Origin of the sequence: Methylorubrum sp. GM97, from assembly GCF_024347855.1 — a bacterium.
Classification (GTDB): Bacteria; Pseudomonadota; Alphaproteobacteria; order Rhizobiales; family Beijerinckiaceae; genus Methylobacterium; species Methylobacterium extorquens.
This window is the reverse complement of the sequence record NZ_AP025942.1, coordinates 2,229,305-2,246,937: the sequence shown is the minus strand read 5'-3', so window position 1 is coordinate 2,246,937 and position 17,633 is coordinate 2,229,305. Positions and strand designations below refer to the sequence as shown.

Below are 17,633 nucleotides of genomic sequence, written 5' to 3'. Positions count from 1 at the left end.
ATCGCTGCCGCCGCCCCTGAATGACGATCTGTGAGGATCGGTGACGACTGGAGCCGAGTCAGGCTCTCAAACGTCCCCGCCCGAGCTTTTAGCGCGACATGCTCGCGACTTCGGCGGCGAAGTCCGGCCCTTCTTCCTTCTCGATGCCCTCGCCCAGCGCGTAGCGGACGAAGCCCTTGATCGCGACCTCGCCGCCGGCCTTGCCCGCGGCCTCCTTGAGGATCTGCGAGACGGTCTTGGAGCCGTCATGGACGAAGGGCTGCTCCAGGAGGGTGACCTCCTTGTAGTAGCTCTTCAGGCCGCTCTCGACGATCTTGGCCATCACGTGGTCCGGCTTGCCGGCGTTCTTCTCGCGCAGGATGTTGCTCTCGCGCTCGACCACGGCCTGATCGACGCCCGAGGCATCGAGCGCGGTCGGGTTGGTGGCGGCGACGTGCATGGCGATCTGGCGGCCGAGCGTGGAGAGGAACTCGACGTCACCCTCGGATTCGAGCGCGACGAGCACGCCGATCTTGCCGAGGCCTTCGTTGATCTGGCCGTGGACGTAGGAGGCGATCACGCCCTTGCTCACTTCGAGCTTGGCGACGCGGCGCAGGGTCATGTTCTCGCCGATCGTGGCGATCAGGTTCGAGAGCTTCTCCTGGACCGTCTCGGACGAGCCGGGGAAGGTCGCGGCCTGGAGGCCCTCCAGGGTGCCGTCGGTGTTCAGCGCGAGCTTGGCGGCCTCGCGGGCGAAGGCCTGGAAGCCGTCGTTGCGGGCGACGAAGTCGGTCTCGGAATTCACCTCGACCACCGCAGCGTGGCGGCCGGCGGACTCGACGGCCACGAGGCCCTCGGCGGCGACGCGGCCGGCCTTCTTGGCGGCCTTGGCGAGACCCTTCTTGCGCAGCCAATCGACCGCCGCTTCGAGGTCGCCGTTGGTCTCGTTGAGCGCGCCCTTGCAATCCATCATGCCGGCGCCGGTCTTTTCGCGAAGCTCTTTCACGAGTGCGGCGGTGATGTTGGCCATGGCGATCCTCTCGAGGTCTTGAAGAGCGGGACTTGAAGAGCGGGTCTTCAAGTGAATGAGCCCGGCGCTCTTTGAAAGCACCGGGCTTTGCAGGAAGATGACGATCGGGCCGCCGGGCGAAAAGCCCGGCGGCGAACGCGGGACTTAGGCCGCGGAAGCCTCGACGAAGGCGCGGGACTGCTCGACCCAGCCGTCGCGGGCGAAGCGGCCGTTGAGCTTCAGGTCGGCGTCGAGCTTGGCCACGTCCTCGGGCTGCATGGCGGCGATCTGCCAGTAGTGCCACACGCCGGCATCGTTGAGCTTCTGCACGAGCTGCGGGCCGACACCGTTGAGCTTGGTCAGGTCGTCGGGCGCACCGCGCGGGGCAGCGAGCTGCTCGAAGTGCTCGGTCGACTCGGCGAGCGCGGCGACGTCGGCCGGGGCGATCGCGTCGGAGGCCACGGACACCGCGACGTCGTCGTTGGCCGGCGGCAGTTCCTCGGCGGTCGGCTCCTCGGAGGCGCCGACGTCGAGGCCGAGCGCGCCCTGGCCGCGGCCGATGCCCTCGATCGCCGCGCGGGCGATCAGGTCGCAGTACAGCGCGATGGCGCGGCCGGCGTCGTCGTTGGCGGGGACGATGTAGGAGATGCCGTCCGGGTTGCAGTTCGTGTCGACGATGGCAGCGACCGGGATGCCGAGGCGCTGGGCCTCCTTGATCGCGAGCTGCTCCTTGTTGGTGTCGATCACGAACAGCAGGTCGGGCACGCCGCCCATGTCCTTGATGCCGCCGAGCGCCTTCTCGAGCTTGTCCTTCTCACGGGTCAGCATGAGGCGCTCCTTCTTGGTGAGGCCGACGGCCCCGCCCTCGAGCGTCTCATCGACCTTGCGCAGGCGCTGGATCGAGCCGGAGATGGTCTTCCAGTTGGTCAGCATGCCGCCGAGCCAGCGGGAGTTGACGTAGTACTGAGCCGAGCGCTTGGCCGCTTCGGCGATGGAATCCGCCGCCTGGCGCTTGGTGCCGACGAACAGCACGCGACCGCCGCGGGCGACCGTGTCGCTCACCGCCTGAAGCGCGGCGTGGAGTGCCGGCACGGTCTGGGCGAGGTCGATGATGTGGATGTTGTTGCGGGTGCCGAAGATGTAGGGCTGCATCTTCGGGTTCCAGCGGTGCGACTGGTGCCCGAAATGGGCGCCGGCCTCGAGGAGCTGGCGCATAGAGAAATCGACGGCCATGATTTTTGGTCTCTCCGGTTGATACCGCCGCGGAGGAGTAGCTGGCCAATCGGCCGGCCACCGGAAACGCCCCATTCAGGCATGGGGCCAGCTCCGCGTGTGGGATGGGCGGGGCGTTAGCAGATGCGAGCGGATGACGCAAGGCGAGGCCGGGACGGCATCAGGCCCATCGCCTGAAAGCAATCGCCCCCGCTCTTGGTTGGCCTCAGTCGCCGGCGCCCGCCTCCGCGGGCTCAGGCTTTCGCTCCGCTCGATGCTTTTCAGGGCTCACGCCCTGAGAAGCCCGCTCCGCGCGGCGCTCTTCGCGCCGCGAAGCCGCTAATGCGGCTTCGCGCAATAGTGCTTGTCTCACCCCGTCACTCAGACGAGGCGATCGGGGCGATGCCTCAGGCCGCCCGCACGGTGGCGAGGAAGCGGGACATCTCCGTGTTCAGGCGCTCGGCCTGCTGGGACAGGTCCGAGGCCGAGTGCAGCACCTGGGATGCCGCTTCCCCGGTCTCCTCGGCCGCCGAGGCGACGCCGCGATGTTGTTCGTCACCTCGGACGTGCCGGTCGAGGCCTGGCCGACATTGCGCACGATCTCCTGGGTGGCTGCGCCCTGTTCTTCCACCGCCGCCGCGATGCCGGTGGCGACGCCGCTGATCTCACGGATGCGGGTGCTGATGCCGTCGATCGCCGAGACGGCCTCGCCGGTCGCCCCCTGGATACGGGCGATCTGGGCCGAGATCTCCTCGGTTGCGCGCGCCGTCTGGTTGGCGAGTTCCTTGACCTCGGCGGCGACGACGGCGAAGCCGCGCCCGGCCTCTCCGGCCCGTGCCGCCTCGATCGTTGCGTTGAGAGCGAGCAGATTGGTCTGGCCGGCGATGGTCGAGATCAGCGCCACCACATCACCGATCCGCGCCGCGGCCTCCGAGAGATCGCGGACCAGGACGACGGTCTGCCCGGCCTCGCCGGCCGCGATCCCGGCGAGTTCGGCCGAGCCGGCGACCTGCCGCCCAATTTCCTGCACCGAAGCGCCGAGTTCCTCGCTCGCCGCGGCGACCATGCCGACATTGCCGGCGGCCTGCTCGGCTGCGGCGGCCACCGCGGTCGATTGTGCCGCGGTCTCCGTCGCGATCGCGGTCATGCTCTGCGCGGTGACCTGCAGCTCGGTCGCCGCCGTGGTCACCGTGTTGAGAATACCGCCGACCGCACGCTCGAAGCCGTCGGCCATCTCGCGCATGCCGGCCTTGCGCTGCTCTTCCGCCGAGGCGCGGGCGAGTTCGGTTTCCTTTTCGAGCGCACGGGCCCGCAACAGGTTATCGCGGAAGACGAGGACGGTCGCCGACATCGCCCCGATCTCGTCGCGCCGCTGCGCGAAGGGGATCGGCGCTTCGGTGTCGCCGCCGGCCAGACGGCGCATCGCCGCCGTCATCCGCTCGATCGGGCGCGAGACGCCGACGAAGGAGAAGACCATCGCGCCGATCGCCGTCAGCGTCGTGATGCAGAGGGCGACCAGCGTGACCTTGACCGCCGTCGCCTGCTCGGCGCGGATCGCGGTGTCGGCGAACTTGCTCGCGGCCATGTTGACATCGACGAGGGCGCGCGCGGCCTCGGAGGTGGCAAGGTAGCGCGTGTTCATGGGGCCGCGGAAATAGGTGAGCGCCTCATCCTGCTGCTCGGCGGTGAAGGCGCGAAGCCGGTCCCAATCGGGCTTCGACTGTTCCAGCTTGGCGAGGAGATCGTCGTAGGTCCGCTGTTCCTCGGGCGAGGAGATCAGCCGCCGATAAGCCTCAACCTTGGCATTGCGGTCGCGCATGAAAGCCTTGACCTTCTCGCCGCTCTCCGCCCGCGCGGTCTCGTTCTCGGCCGTCACGTAGCGGAACTGCCAGAGCCGCGTCCGAATCACGAACGCGTTGATGCTGTGGGCCTCGTTGATCGACGGGATTGTGGTGTCCAGGATCTCCGACGTCCGCTCGCCGATCGCATCGAGCTTGACCAGAGCGAGAACGCCCTGCCCGACGGCGAACAGCAACATGAGCGCGAACAGCCCCATGAGAGTGCGCTTGAGTGTCATTGTCCGGAGATGCCTGCGTCGAATTCGGGGACACCGAATGCTTTCCGCATCTCGCTTAAGAAATGTTCTCAGCGTGTCGAAAAACGGCAACCGAGGGTCGCAGCCGTTTCAACCGCGTCGGGCCGGATCCGGAGCTAAGGCTTCGACGCTCGCTCTTTCGACAAGCCAGCCAGCAATTCGTCAAAACGCCATCACGTTTCTTCCAGAAAGTATCTGGCCCGACGAAAAGGGGCGACAGCCACCACTACTCGCTCGCGTCGCAATCGGAGAGGGTCCGCGTCGTTGATGCCACGCCGATCCGCGCCCGGCGTGGCAGCCCCCCGGGGGCACGAGGGCCGGAAGCCTTTCGCGATCCCCTTCCTTTCTCGGCGCGTCCTCAAGCGGCGGAAGCCACCGCCGGTGAGATCATCTTGCGCGCCTTCTTGTCCTCGGTCGTGCCGAGGAAGGCCTGGGCCTCTTCCTTGCGCTCGAAGACGTGGGGGGCAACGCCGCGCTTGGTCAGCGCCTCCTCCATCTTCAGGCGCAGGAAGGCGCTGGTCGCGTAGCGGGTCGTCGTCGCGTAGTAGTTCGCCTGGAGATATTGGATCATCCCGGCGTAATCATCGTAGAGGTTCTCGTTGAGCCGGAAGCCGTCGTGGTTGATCACGGCGTTGACCCGCTGGCCGGCCTTGCGGCAGGCGTCGACGATGGTCATGCGCAGCTCGTCCATGTCGCTCTTCACCCGGCAGTACCAGCCTTCCAGGTTGATGAAGAGGATGTTGCGCTCGGCATCGAGGCTGACGCGCGACTTCAGGTCGAGGTTGAGCAGATCCGAGATCAGCTCCATCGGATCCTCGCGGAAGATGCGCGGATCCATCGGCACTGGGTTACGCACGATCGGCGCGAAATCCATGTGGGCGAGGATGTCGCGCTCGATGTCGATGCCCGGCGCCACCTCGATCAGTTCGAGCCCCTCCTTCGTGAGCTGGAAGACGCAGCGCTCGGTGACGTAGATCACCGGCTGCGAGCGCTCGACCGCGTAGGGGCCCGAGAAGGTGTTCTGCTGCACCTCCGTCACGAATTTGCGGGCGCGGCCCTCGGTGACGATCTTTACCTGACCGTCCTGCACCGCGATCTCCAGGCCGCCCGCGGTGAAGGTGCCGGCGAAGACGACCGAGCGGGCATTCTGCGAGATGTTGATGAAGCCGCCGCAGCCGTTGAGCTTGCCCCCGAACTTCGAGGTGTTGACGTTGCCGGCGCCGTCGCACTCGGCCATGCCGAGGCAGGTCATGTCGAGGCCGCCGCCGTCGTAGAAGTCGAACATCTGGTTCTGGTCGATGATGCAGTCGGCGTTCGTCGCGGCGCCGAAGCTCGAGCCCGAGGCCAGCACGCCGCCGACCGCGCCCGCTTCCGTCGTCAGGGTGATGTAGGGGGTGATCTTTTCCTCGTTGGCGACGGAGGAGATGCCCTCGGGCGCGCCGACACCGAGATTGACCACGCCGTTGGGCGGCAGTTCGAAGGCGGCGCGGCGCGCGATGATCTTGCGCTCGTTGAGCGGCATCCGCTTGATGCCGGTGACCGGCACGCGGATTTCGCCGGCGAGGGCGGCGTCGTACATCACGCCGTAGTTCATGCGGTGCATCTCGGGCTCGGCCACGACGACGCAATCCACGAGAATGCCGGGCACCCGCACGTCCTTGGGCAGCAGGTAGCCATCATCGACGATGCGCTCGACCTGGGCGATGACGATGCCGCCGTTGTTGCGCGCAGCCATGGCCTGGGCGAGGCAATCGAGGGTCAGCGCCTCCTTCTCGAAGGAGAGGTTGCCCGACGGGTCGGCGGAGGTGGCGCGGATGAAGGCCACGTCGATCTTGGTGGCGGTGTAGAACAGCCACTCCTCGCCATCGACCTCGACGAGCTTGACGATATCCTCGGTGGTCAGCTCGTTGACCTTGGCGCCGCCGTGGCGCGGATCGACATAGGTCTTCAGGCCGACCTTCGAGAACAGCCCCGGCTGGCCGGCGGCGCAGGCGCGGTAGAGCTGCGAGATCACGCCCTGGGGCAGGTTGTAGCCGCGGATCAGGTTGGCCTGCGCGGCCTGCGCGACCTTCGGCATGCGCCCGAAATTGGCGGCGATGACACGGGAGAGAAGGCCGTCGTGATGCAGGCGGCCGGTGCCCAGCCCTTTGCTGTCGCCCGCGCCCGCGGTCATGATCAGGGTCAGGCCACGCGGCGAACCAGTGTCGACGAAGCGCTTCTCCAACGCCGCGTGCAGCGCCTCCGGGATGCAGCTCTGGACGAAGCCGGTCGTGGTGAGGACGTCGTTCTCGCGAATCAGCGCGATCGCTTCCTCGGCCGTGATGACCTTGTTCTTCTTCATAGGGCCCGCCGTCCTCCACTTTCCTGGCTCGGCCGGACGGTACCGCCCGCCTCTTGCCGCTTCCGCCCGGACTATTGTCGGCCGCCCCCGCGAGTCCGGACAAGTCCCGGTCTCACTGGGGCAGCTGAATTCTGCATACAATTATCGTTGCAGTGCACCGATATGCTGTCGCACTGCAAGAAACTGCGCGTCTTGTCTGTGACAATACCCGAAAACCTTCCCAGCGTACGCCTCAAAAACACTTCGTTCCAGATTGAGAAAAATTGCAGGCGGCCTCGGACGGGCCGTGGCTGAGAAGAGGCCGCCTCCGACCGGAGGGGTTGGGCAGCAGCCTCCCGCCTGCCGCGCTTGCTCGTGCCGCGGCGCATGATTACGAGAGCCGCGATGCCCGGAACATCTTTCGGGCCACCGCACACTCGAAGACCTTTCGGAGATCTCCCATGGGCTTTCTCGCCGACGCCCTCTCGCGGGTGAAGCCGTCCGCGACCATCGCGATGACCCAGAAGGCGCGCGAGCTGAAAGCCTCGGGCGTCGATGTCATCAGCCTCTCGGTCGGCGAGCCGGATTTCGACACGCCCGACCACATCAAGGAGGCGGCGATCGACGCGATCCGCCGTGGCGAGACCAAGTACCCGCCCGTCTCCGGCATCAACCCGCTGCGCGAGGCGATCGTCAAGAAGTTCAAGCGCGAGAACGGGCTCGACTACAAGGTCTCGCAGACCATCGTCGGCACCGGCGGCAAGCACGTCATCTACAACGCGCTGCTCGCCACCCTGAACCCCGGCGACGAGGTTGTGATCCCCCGCCCCTACTGGGTGTCTTACCCAGAGATGGTGATCCTGTGCGGTGGCACACCGGTCTTCGCCGAGACCGACATGGCCCACGACTTCAAGCTCCAGCCGGAGGAGCTGGAGCGGGTCATCACGGGCAAGACCAAGTGGATCATCCTCAACTCGCCGTCGAACCCCTCGGGTGCCGCCTACACCCGCGACGAGATGAAGAAGATCACCGATGTGCTGATGCGCCATCCGCAGGTCTGGGTGCTCACCGACGACATGTACGAGCACCTGACCTACGGCGACTTCGAGTTCGTTACGCCCGCGCAGGTCGAGCCCGGCCTGTACGAGCGCACGCTGACCATGAACGGCGTCTCGAAGGCCTACGCCATGACCGGCTGGCGTATCGGCTACGCTGCCGGCCCCGAACAGCTCATCAAGGCGATGGACTTCGTGCAGGGCCAGCAGACCTCGGGCGCCTCCTCGATCTCGCAATGGGCGGCGGTGGCGGCGCTGGACGGCACGCAGGAGCACCTCGCGCGCTTCAAGGCGGCGTTCCAGGAGCGGCGCGACCTCGTGGTCTCGATGCTGAACCAGACCAACGGCCTGAAATGCCCGGTGCCGGAAGGCGCGTTCTACGTCTACCCGTCCTGCGCCGAGCTGATCGGCAAGACGACCGAGACCGGCAAGACCATCGGCTCGGACCAGGACTTCGTCACCGAACTGCTCCAGGCGGAAGGGGTCGCGGCGGTCCACGGCTCGGCCTTCGGCCTCGGCCCGAACCTGCGCATCTCCTACGCCACCTCCAACAAGACCCTGGAGGAGGCCTGCCGGCGCATCCAGCGCTTCTGCGGCTCGCTGCGGTAACAGGGCCTCGCATCAAAGCTCCCGATCACCGATCGCTGTCCCTCGGGGCACGGCCAGGTGGCGGGAGTTCTGTGAGAAGCAGGTCAGCCGAGGGCCGGCGAAGGCCGGAACCCACATCGGTGGCGGGGGAGCGGCGTCACGGCACGGTTGCCGTCGGCGGCGCGGGCCTCTACATCGGCCCTCCCCGCGGCCGATGCGCCTGACGGTTTCGCGAGCCCTCTCGGGCCTGCGTGGTGGCGGGGCCGGCAGTGACGGGGCGGTGCGGACCAGTTCTCTGCGCCGTTCCTGTGACGCTCAGTGGGCCGAGCGGCTGCAGGTGCGTCGGGAGCGCGGGGAACAGGAACCGCGACCCCGGCGCAAGGCCCACCTATCCGAATTCCCTCGACCGCATTCCCCTAGCCCCAGACCGGCACGCATCCGGTCCGGGGCCGGGCCTGGGATACAGCGCGAGAAGCGTTAACGGTCTTTCTCAAGGGAAAGCGAACCGGTGGCAGGCGATTTATCGCATATTGTCGCCGAAAGGTCGCACCATGTCTCAGGTCGCCCGAGCCCGCACGTCCGCTCGCCAGTATCTGCCGGAATCGAAGCTCGACGACCTCGCCAGCAGCCTGCGGCGGCTCGCCAACCATCGCGGTCTCATCCGCAGTGAGATCGCCAGCCCGATGCTGCTGCGCCTTCTGCCGCCGCCGCGGCGTGTCGAGGAGAAGAAGTACGAGGCCGACCTGCGCCAGCGCCTCACGGACGCCAACCTCGACGGACCGCGGATTGCCTATCTGATGGCCGATGCCGAGCGGGAGATCGCGATCGCCCACACCCGGCTCTCGGGCTGAGCCAGCGGCCCAATCGCCGACGCGTGCCGCATCGGCGCGATCGGATGTCGGTCTGAAAGCGGAACGTGAGCGGCCGGCTCAGGCGACCTCGACCCGCCCGTCGAGCCCGACGACGCGGCCCAGGCCACGGACGCGGCTGAGCAGGCGTTCGCCGTTGAGTTCGGCCCATTCCGCGGGCAGGCGCAGCACCACTTTGCCGTCCTCCACCACGAGCGGCATCCGCTTGAGCGGGCCCGCCATCCCGGCCGAGACCGGGAAGGCGACGCGCATGAGCGCGCCGACGAGGCGGGCGCGGTCGAACAGGCGCGGGCCGGCGAGCGTCCGCAGGGTCGGGCTCGCCTTTTCCGGCGCCACGCCCTCGTGGCGGAAATAGCCCGACAGGGCGAGGTAGGCACGGCCGGGATGGTCGATGCCGGCGAAGGCGGCGTTGGCGAGCACGTTGAGGCTCTGCTCGCCGCGGTAATCGGGATGCGCCCGCCAGCCGATATCCGAGAGCAGGCAGGCGGCGTGGCGCAGGCGGCGCTCGCCCGCGGTCTCGGGACCGTCCAGGCTGGTGATGAACTGGTCGGTCCAGTCGCGCAGCTCGTCGCCGTGGCCGGGTGAGCGGGCGCGCTGCATGTTCAGCTCTTGCGCCGAGACGATCAGCGGATCGGTCAGACGCGTCTCGCGGTCGAGCTGCTCGAACAGCAGGCCCTCGCGCACGCCGAAGGCGGAAATCGCGATCTCGCGCGGACGGCCCGCCCGAATGATCTCTTCGAGCACCACCGCACCGAAGGCCAGCAGCGGCCGGCGCGCCTCGGCGATGGTCTCGACCTCCTGCAGGGTCGCGGCGTCGCTCGCCTCGACCATTTCGAGGAAGCTCAGCTCGTCGGAGGGCTCCACTGCGTAGCCGTGCATGACGTGGAGCGGATAATCGCGGGTGGCCTGATGCAGCCGGGCCAAAGCCCGCCACGTGCCGCCGACCGCGTAGAAGGTGCGCCCGCGCAGGGTGTCGAGCTGCGGCTCGGCCTTCTTCAGATGCTCGCGGGCGATCTTGCGCGCCTTCTTCAGCGAGCCCTCGGAGAGATCCTGAAGCGCCAGCCCGCCGAGCGGCATGGTCACGCCCTGGCCGACCGTGGTGCCCTTGACATCGACGAGTTCGAGCGAGCCGCCGCCGAGGTCGCCGACCACGCCATCGGGCGCATAGAAGCCGGAGACGACGCCGAGCGCGGAAAGCTCCGCTTCGCGCCGGCCGGAGAGAAGCTGGATCTCCTGGCCCAGCGCCTCGCGCGCGGCGTCCAGGAAGGCCGGTCCGTTGGCCGCGTCCCGCGCGGCGGCGGTTGCCAGCACGAAGATGCGCGAGACCCGCATCGTATCGCACAGGACGCGGAAGCGGCGGAGCGCCGTGAGCGCCCGCTGGACGGAATCCTCGTTGAGGCGGCCCGTGGAGAAGACGCTGCGGCCGAGCCCGCACAGCACCTTCTCATTGTAGAGCGGCGTCGAGGCGCGCTGGAGCCCGTCATAGGCGACGAGCCGCACCGAATTCGAGCCGATATCGATGATCGCGACGGGTTCGAACGTCATGCCAGTCATCAGCGGAGCCGGCCGTTCGGCGGAGTGGGCGAGCGTCAGGTGAGGACGTGTCGGACCCATGCAGCCCCCTCTCAGGGAAGCACCCCGCGCAAAGGGCGCTCACGATGGTGCCAGGCCGGACACCGCCCGGACACTCACGATGGTGCCAGGCTGGAAGCCGCCTGAACACTTACGATGGTGCCGAGCCGGAAACCGGCCGAACACTCACGATAGTACCGGGCCGGAAACCGGCCCGGCGCAGGCCGTGGTCAGGACCGCTGGGCGCGACGGCTGAGCGCCCGCGGACTCGACTTCTTCGACGACTTGCCGCGCCCGGACAGGCTTGGATTCGTCATGAAATACTTGTGCGCATTGAACGGTTCCTCCCCGTCCGCAGGGCTGATCCGCTCGCTCGCACCCGATGCCAGTACACGCCAGCTCTGTCGGTTGTCGAGAAGGTTTGCCAGCATGATCTGATCGAGCACCTGCTGATGCACAGTCGGATTGGTGATCGGCAGCAGGGATTCGACCCGCCGGTCGAGGTTGCGCTGCATCAGGTCGGCCGAGGAAATGTAGAGGGTGGCCTTCGGGTGCGGCAGCCCGGCGCCGTTGCCGAAGGCGTAGACGCGCTCGTGCTCGAGGAAGCGCCCGACGATCGACTTGACCCTGATCGTGTCGGAAAGGCCCGGAATGCCCGGCCGCAGGCAGCAGATGCCGCGCACGATGCAGTCGATCTGCACGCCCTCCTGGCTCGCATCGTAGAGCGCATCGATGATCTGGCTGTCGACCAGCGAGTTGCACTTGATCCAGATCGCCGCCGGGCGCCCGGCCTTGGCGTGGGCGATCTCCTCCTCGATGTGCTGCAAGAGGCGCGGCTTCAGGGTCAGCGGCGACACCGCCATGCGCTCCAGCTCCGCCGGCTCGGCATAGCCGGTGATGAAGTTGAAGATGCGCGAGACGTCCCGGGCGATGGCCGGGTCGGCGGTGAAGAAGGACAGGTCGGTGTAGATGCGCGCGGTGATGGGGTGATAGTTGCCGGTGCCGACGTGGCAGTAGGTGACGAGGCGGTCGCCCTCGCGGCGCACCACCATCGACAGCTTGGCGTGGGTCTTCAGCTCGACGAAGCCGAACACCACCTGCGCGCCGGCCTTCTCGAGGTTGCGCGCCCAGCGGATATTGGCCTCCTCGTCGAACCGGGCCTTCAGCTCGACCAGTGCGGTGACGGACTTGCCGGCCTCCGCCGCCTCCGCGAGCGCGGCCACGATCGGCGAGTTCGATGAGGTGCGGTAGAGCGTCTGCTTGATCGCCACCACGTTCGGATCGCGGGCGGCCTGGGCCAGGAACTGCACCACCGAGTCGAACGACTCGTAGGGGTGGTGGACGATGAAATCCTTCTGGCGGATCGCCGCGAAGACGTCGCCGCCCGATTCGCGGATGCGCTCAGGGAAGCGCGGGTTGTAGGGCTTGAATTTGAGGTCCGGCCGGTCGATCCCGACGATTTGCGACAGCTCGTTGAGCGCCAGCATCCCCTCGACCACGAAGACCGAATCGGGGGCGATCTCCAATTCGTCGGCAACGAAGGAGCGCAGCTCCTCCGTCATGCCCGCCTCGACCTCCAAGCGGATGACGACGCCGCGGCGTCGGCGTTTGATCGCCGATTCGAAGTGCAGGACGAGGTCTTCCGCCTCCTCCTCAATCTCGAGATCGGAGTCGCGCACGACGCGGAAGGCGCCCTGCCCCTTCAGCGAGTAGCCGGGGAAGAGCCGGCTCGCGTATTTCGCGATCACCTGCTCGATGGCGATGAAGCGGGCGGTGCCGTCGCCGGCCACGTCGGGCAGGCGCACGAACCGGTCGAGCAGCGACGGCAGGCGGATCAGGGCGCGCAGGGTGCGCCCGTCACGGGGCCGCACCATCATCAGCGCGACGGTGAAGCCGAGATTGGGGATGAACGGGAACGGGTGGGCCGGATCGATCGCGAGCGGCGTCAGCACCGGGAAGATGTAGGTGAGGAAATAGTCGTCGAGCCAAGCGAGGTGCTCCGCCGACAGCTCCGCCGGCTCCGCAAGGTGGATGCCGTTGCCGTTCAGCTCCTCGCGCAGCGCGCGCCAGCGATCCTGCTGGTCCAGCGCCAGCCGCGAGACTTCCGTGCCGATGCGGGCAAGCTGCTCGGAGGGGGTCAGGCCGTCCTGCGAGGGCACGACGAGGCCGGCGCGGACCTGATCGTGCAGGCCGGCGACACGCACCATGAAGAACTCGTCCAGATTGTTGGCCGAGATCGAGAGGAAGCGGAGCTGCTCCAGCAGCGGATGGTTGGGGTTGGCGGATTCCTCCAGAACCCGGCGGTTGAACTGGAGCCAGGACAGCTCACGGTTCACGAACCGCTCGGGCGAGTGGCGGAGCGATCGCCCAGCCTCCAGCACCGGCTCGCGGGCGGCCTCGGCCGCATCGCTCTCCACCTTGGCATCCGCCTCCGACGGCTTCTCGGCGGCCTTCTCCGCCGCGAGGATGCGGGCGGCGCGGGCCGTCCGGGCGCGGGCGGATTCGCTGCGCACACCCCGCTCGGTGGCGAGGCTGGTCTCTTCGGTCTCGGTCGCCTCCGTATCCCGGGCGACGACATCCGACTCCACTTCCGACAACGCCCTGGCTCCCTTCCGCTCCGAAGCGCGTCCCGATCAGGATTCGACCGGTGACGACTCCGCCCCTTGCAGTGCTGCGCGGCTCCCTAACATAGGGCGGCCGAACCGGTTTGACGGTTTCGTGACAACGGCGGGCGACTCACGGCCCGCCCGCAGCGTCTTCTTCTTCGCCGTCCCCCTCGTCCGCGTCCTGCCCCTCGCCGCCCCCGTCGGCGGCCTCCATACGGTCGAGGACGGCGAGCGCGAGCGGCCGGGTGATGCGGCGGCGGCGGCCGAGCGCGTCGCGGTCGAGTTCGGCCACGACCTCGCGGACGCGGGCGAGCGAGCGGTCGATGCGCAGGGCCAGGGCATCGACCACCGAGGTGTCGATGCCGAGCTGCCGGTCGGCAAACAGCTTGACGATCACCGCCTTCAGGAGCGCGTCGTCCGGCGGGCCGATCTCGGCGCCGGGGGCGAGCCGCAGCCGCGAGCGCAGGTCGGCGACCTTGAGGCCGAAGCCGTCCACCGGCCCGCAGGCCGTGAGCAGCACCGGAAAGCGGCGCTCGCGCGCGAGGTTGAGCAGATGGAACAGGGCCGCCTCGTCGCGCCCGGCCGCGCGGTCCACGTCCTCGACCACGAGGGCGCCGTTGGAAATCAGATGCGAAACGCGGTCCATCGCGACGTCCGCGGCGGAGACCGTCCAGGCTTGCGCCCGCGTCGCCCAGATCGAAGCGAGATGGCTCTTGCCGCTGCCGGGCGGGCCGCGGAGCAGGAACACGGTGTCCGGCCAGTCGGGCCATGCCTCGATCAGAGCATAGGCCTCCTCGTTGGAGGGGCTGACGAGAAAGTCCTCGGCGCCGTAGCGCGGGTCGAGCGGCAGGTCGAAGGTGAGCTGCTTCGGGGGTTCCGTGTCGCGCATCCTCGCACCTTACACCAAGTTGCTCGACACGAGTCGGGAGACGAGCGCCCGGCGGACGCCCGCACTGCCTTCAACCATCGGGAAGGATCGTCGGCGCGGGATTCTCCGCCGCCGCGCGATCAATCGCGGGCGGGCAGCGTCGAGTTCCCTGACTCCCCGATCAGCAGCGGCCCGTCGCCCCGGTAGAGCTTGCTCTCGAGGTAGCGCTCGATGCCGAAGCGCACGATGACGCCGATGGAGGCCGCGACCGGCACCGCGAGCAGGAGGCCGAGGAAGCCGAACAGCGAGCCGAAGGCGAGCAGCGCAAACATCAGCCAGACCGGATGGAGCCCGACCGAGTCGCCCACGAGCTTGGGCGAGATCACGTTGCCTTCGAGGAACTGCCCGACGAGGAACACCCCGACGGTGAGGCCGATATGCAGCCAGTCGCCGCTGGGCCACCACTGCACCAGAGCGACGCCGACCGAGAGCAGGAAGCCGGTGAGCGTGCCGACATAGGGGATGAAGGTGAGGAAGCCCGAGATCATCCCGATCAACACGCCGAAGTTCAGCCCGACGAGGAACAGGCCGACCGCGTAGAACGAGCCGAGGATCAGGCAGACGAGGCTCTGGCCGCGCACGAAGCCGGTCACCGCCCCGTCGATCTCGCCCGCGAGCCGCCGTGCCGTCGGGCGGTGGCGCGGGGGCACCCAGCCGTCGAGGGCGGCGATCATCCGGTCCCAGTCGTGCAGCACGTAGAAGGCGACGACCGGCGTGACGACGAGCAGCGAGGCGATGGAGACGAGGGCCTGGCTCCCGGTCCAGAGCGACTTGAGGAAGGCCAGGAACCACGCCCCGCCCTGCCCGACCAGCGTGCCGACGGAGGATTGCAGTTCGTTGACGACCTCTGTGCCGCCGATCCGCTGGAGCAGCGGCCCCGCCCGCTCCACGAGGATGCTCTGCAGCCGCCCGACCATGGTCGGCAGGGAATTGACGAGGGAGGCGATCTGCCCAGCGGCCAGCGGCACCACGATGATGAGCAGCACCACGAACCCGACCACGAAGCCCGCTAAGATCAGCAGGGTCGCAGCGAGCCGGCCGAGGCCGAGCCGCTCCAGCCGGTCGGCCAGCGGATCGAGCAGGTAGGCCAGCGCCAGCCCCGCCACGAAGGGCAGCATCACCTCGCGCAGCTCGTAGAGCAGGAAGACGACCACCGCGAGGATCGACAGCCCGATGATTGCCCGCCCACGCATCGAGATGCCGTCCCCCGTCAATCCGTCCGGCGCGGACAGTGGGAAGCGGGGCGCGCCCGGTCAAGGCAGGTCTTGCAAGGCGGGTCTTGCAAGCCGGACCTCGCATGGTGGGCCTTGCCGCGCGCGGCGAGAGGGCGTTCGATCGCCGCCTCGCCTCGTCGGGAGAGGGCACCACGGCAGCCGAGGACGCCGATCGAGGCGGTTTTCGCCCGCGGCACGGCATGATGCTGTGCCCGAACACGCCGCCCCGCGCCGGTGACAGTGGCCAATCGCGCCGCGATGTGGCAGCGGGTTTTGGCATGATCAGCGATTACCGGACGACGGGGCGGCGATGACGGCGCAGGACGGAAACGGGCTCACCTACGCGCAGGCCGGCGTCGACATCGACGCGGGCAACGCGCTCGTCGAGACGATCAAGCCGCTGGTGCGCGCCACGCGCCGGCCGGGGGCGGATGCGGAGATCGGCGGCTTCGGCGGCCTGTTCGACCTCAAGGCCGCGGGCTTCAAGGACGCGATCCTGGTCGCCGCCAATGACGGCGTCGGCACCAAGGTGAAGATCGCCATCGAGACCGGACGCCACCACACGATCGGCATCGACCTCGTGGCGATGTGCGTCAACGACATCATCGTCCAGGGCGCCGAGCCGCTGTTCTTCCTCGACTACTACGCCACTGGCAAACTCGTGCCGGGCGTCGGCGCCGACATCGTGCGCGGCATCGCCGAGGGCTGCCGGCAGGCGGGCTGCGCGCTGATCGGCGGCGAGACCGCCGAGATGCCGGGCCTCTACGACGGCGCCGACTACGATCTCGCCGGCTTCTCGGTGGGCGCGGCCGAGCGCGGCACGCTGCTGCCGCGCCCCGGCATCCTGCCCGGCGACGTCGTGCTCGGCCTGCCCTCCTCGGGCGTCCACTCGAACGGGTTCTCGCTGGTGCGGCGGATCGTGGCCAAGACCGGCCTCGGCTATGACGCCGATGCGCCGTTCGCGCCCGGCCGCAGCCTCGGCGAGGCACTGCTGGAGCCGACCCGGATCTACGTGAAGCCGCTGCTCGCCGCCCTGAAGCGGGCCGGCGGCATCCGGGCGCTCGCCCACATCACCGGCGGCGGCTTCCCCGACAACCTCCCCCGCGTCCTGCCCGACGGCGTCGGCATCGCAATCGACCTCTCGGCGATCGCCGTGCCGCCGGTCTTCGGCTGGCTGGCGCGCGAGGGCAGTGTCGCGGAAGCGGAGATGCTGCGGACCTTCAACTGCGGCATCGGCATGGTGGTGGTCGCCGCCGCAGATGCGGCCGACGCCGTGGCGGACGCGTTGACCGAGGCCGGCGAGGCGCCGGTCCGGCTCGGGCAGATCACCGAGCGCGGGGCGGAAGCCGTGACCTTTACGGGGCAACTCGCCCTGTGAGCGCTCCGGCCCCGAAGAAGCGCGTCGCGATCCTGATCTCGGGTCGCGGCTCGAACATGGTCTCCCTGATCGAGGCGGCGCGCGCCCCCGATTATCCGGCCGAGATCGTGCTCGTGCTCTCGAACCGCCCCGACGCCGCCGGCCTCGACCGCGCGCGGGCGGCGGGCATCCCGGCCCGTACCATCGACCACAAGGCGTTCTCCGATCGCGCCCGCTTCGACGCCGCGCTCCAGGCGGAGCTGGACGAAGCGGGCATCGAGCTGATCGTGCTCGCCGGCTTCATGCGCATCCTCACCGACGCCTTCGTCGAGGCTTGGGGCGGCCGGATGATCAACATCCACCCCTCGCTGCTGCCGCTGTTCAAGGGCACGCACACCCACGAGCGCGCGCTGGACGCGGGCGTGCGCCTGCATGGCTGCACCGTGCATTACGTCGTGCCGGAACTCGATGCCGGCCCGATCGTGGCCCAGGCCGCCGTGCCGGTGCTGCCGGGCGACGATGCCGACACGCTGAGCGCCCGAGTGATCGTGCAGGAGCACCGGCTCTACCCGGCCGCACTCGCCCTGATCGCGGGCGGCGGCGCCGTGTTGGAAGGCAGCCGCGTGCGCTTCACGGCGCGAGCGCGCGACGCCGGAGCCGCGATCCTTTCGCTCTGAACGCCGAACCTATCCGGCCAGCTTCACCCCTCCACCTCATCCTGAGGTGCCGCGAAGCGGCCTCGAAGGATGCTCCCGCTCGCGCGCGATCCCTGGACGATCCTTCGAGAGCGACGCCAAGCGCCGCCACCCGAGGATGGGAGCGGCCGACC

The 17,633-nt window shown here is 68.5% G+C and carries 12 protein-coding genes and 1 pseudogene; 5 read left to right on the top strand and 8 right to left on the bottom strand.

Annotated elements, in window-relative coordinates; genetic code table 11:
* Positions 1–88: 88 nt before the first annotated feature.
* The 4 genes and pseudogenes from tsf to MSPGM_RS10465 all read right to left on the bottom strand — a co-directional run bounded on the left by tsf (position 89) and on the right by MSPGM_RS10465 (position 6,636).
* Positions 89–1,009 (bottom strand): translation elongation factor Ts, encoded by a 921-nt coding sequence (gene tsf, locus MSPGM_RS10480; RefSeq protein ID WP_003598034.1) that lies wholly within the window; start codon positions 1,007–1,009, stop codon positions 89–91.
* A 144-nt stretch (positions 1,010–1,153) separates the two neighbouring features.
* Complete coding sequence (locus tag MSPGM_RS10475; protein ID WP_003598033.1) at positions 1,154–2,221, bottom strand: 30S ribosomal protein S2; 1,068 nt, start codon at positions 2,219–2,221, stop codon at positions 1,154–1,156.
* Positions 2,222–2,607: 386 nt separating this feature from the next.
* A pseudogene (locus MSPGM_RS10470) lies at positions 2,608–4,277 on the bottom strand (methyl-accepting chemotaxis protein).
* Positions 4,278–4,653: 376 nt separating this feature from the next.
* Positions 4,654–6,636 carry an acyl CoA:acetate/3-ketoacid CoA transferase gene (locus tag MSPGM_RS10465; RefSeq protein WP_003598031.1) on the bottom strand — a complete coding sequence of 661 codons (1,983 nt, stop codon included), beginning with the start codon at positions 6,634–6,636 and terminating at the stop codon, positions 4,654–4,656.
* Between the two features lie 440 nt (positions 6,637–7,076).
* Here MSPGM_RS10465 and MSPGM_RS10460 point away from each other — a divergent pair, with 440 nt between their 5' ends.
* On the top strand, positions 7,077–8,279 hold the full coding sequence (locus tag MSPGM_RS10460; RefSeq protein ID WP_003598029.1) for a pyridoxal phosphate-dependent aminotransferase: 1,203 nt from the start codon (positions 7,077–7,079) through the stop codon (positions 8,277–8,279).
* Positions 8,280–8,809: 530 nt separating this feature from the next.
* Positions 8,810–9,109 carry a hypothetical protein gene (locus MSPGM_RS10455; protein ID WP_003598027.1) on the top strand — a complete coding sequence of 100 codons (300 nt, stop codon included), beginning with the start codon at positions 8,810–8,812 and terminating at the stop codon, positions 9,107–9,109.
* Positions 9,110–9,187: 78 nt separating this feature from the next.
* Here MSPGM_RS10455 and ppx read toward each other — a convergent pair whose 3' ends face one another.
* The 4 genes from ppx to MSPGM_RS10435 form a co-directional block, all read right to left on the bottom strand.
* Positions 9,188–10,741 (bottom strand): exopolyphosphatase, encoded by a 1,554-nt coding sequence (gene ppx, locus MSPGM_RS10450; protein WP_003598026.1) that lies wholly within the window; start codon positions 10,739–10,741, stop codon positions 9,188–9,190.
* A 188-nt stretch (positions 10,742–10,929) separates the two neighbouring features.
* The gene (locus tag MSPGM_RS10445) at positions 10,930–13,296 is read right to left on the bottom strand and encodes an RNA degradosome polyphosphate kinase (RefSeq protein ID WP_012253579.1); all 2,367 of its coding nucleotides are present in this window, start codon (positions 13,294–13,296) and stop codon (positions 10,930–10,932) included.
* A gap of 139 nt (positions 13,297–13,435) precedes the next feature.
* Positions 13,436–14,194, bottom strand: a complete 759-nt coding sequence (locus MSPGM_RS10440) for a chromosomal replication initiator protein DnaA (RefSeq protein ID WP_003598024.1) — start codon at positions 14,192–14,194, stop codon at positions 13,436–13,438.
* A 119-nt stretch (positions 14,195–14,313) separates the two neighbouring features.
* Positions 14,314–15,426: an AI-2E family transporter gene (locus MSPGM_RS10435; protein ID WP_003598023.1), complete on the bottom strand. Its 1,113-nt coding sequence runs from the start codon at positions 15,424–15,426 to the stop codon at positions 14,314–14,316.
* A gap of 104 nt (positions 15,427–15,530) precedes the next feature.
* On the opposite strand from MSPGM_RS10435, the gene MSPGM_RS10430 reads away from it, so the two are divergent.
* The 3 genes from MSPGM_RS10430 to purN are packed head-to-tail and all read left to right on the top strand — an operon-like array spanning position 15,531 to position 17,481.
* On the top strand, positions 15,531–15,761 hold the full coding sequence (locus tag MSPGM_RS10430; RefSeq protein ID WP_131473054.1) for a hypothetical protein: 231 nt from the start codon (positions 15,531–15,533) through the stop codon (positions 15,759–15,761).
* Positions 15,758–16,825: a phosphoribosylformylglycinamidine cyclo-ligase gene (gene purM / locus MSPGM_RS10425; protein ID WP_003598022.1), complete on the top strand. Its 1,068-nt coding sequence runs from the start codon at positions 15,758–15,760 to the stop codon at positions 16,823–16,825. The genes MSPGM_RS10430 and purM overlap by 4 nt, the downstream gene beginning before the upstream one ends.
* Entirely contained in the window at positions 16,822–17,481 is a 660-nt protein-coding gene (gene purN / locus MSPGM_RS10420) for a phosphoribosylglycinamide formyltransferase (protein ID WP_003598021.1), read from the top strand. The genes purM and purN overlap by 4 nt, the downstream gene beginning before the upstream one ends.
* Positions 17,482–17,633 lie beyond the last annotated feature (152 nt).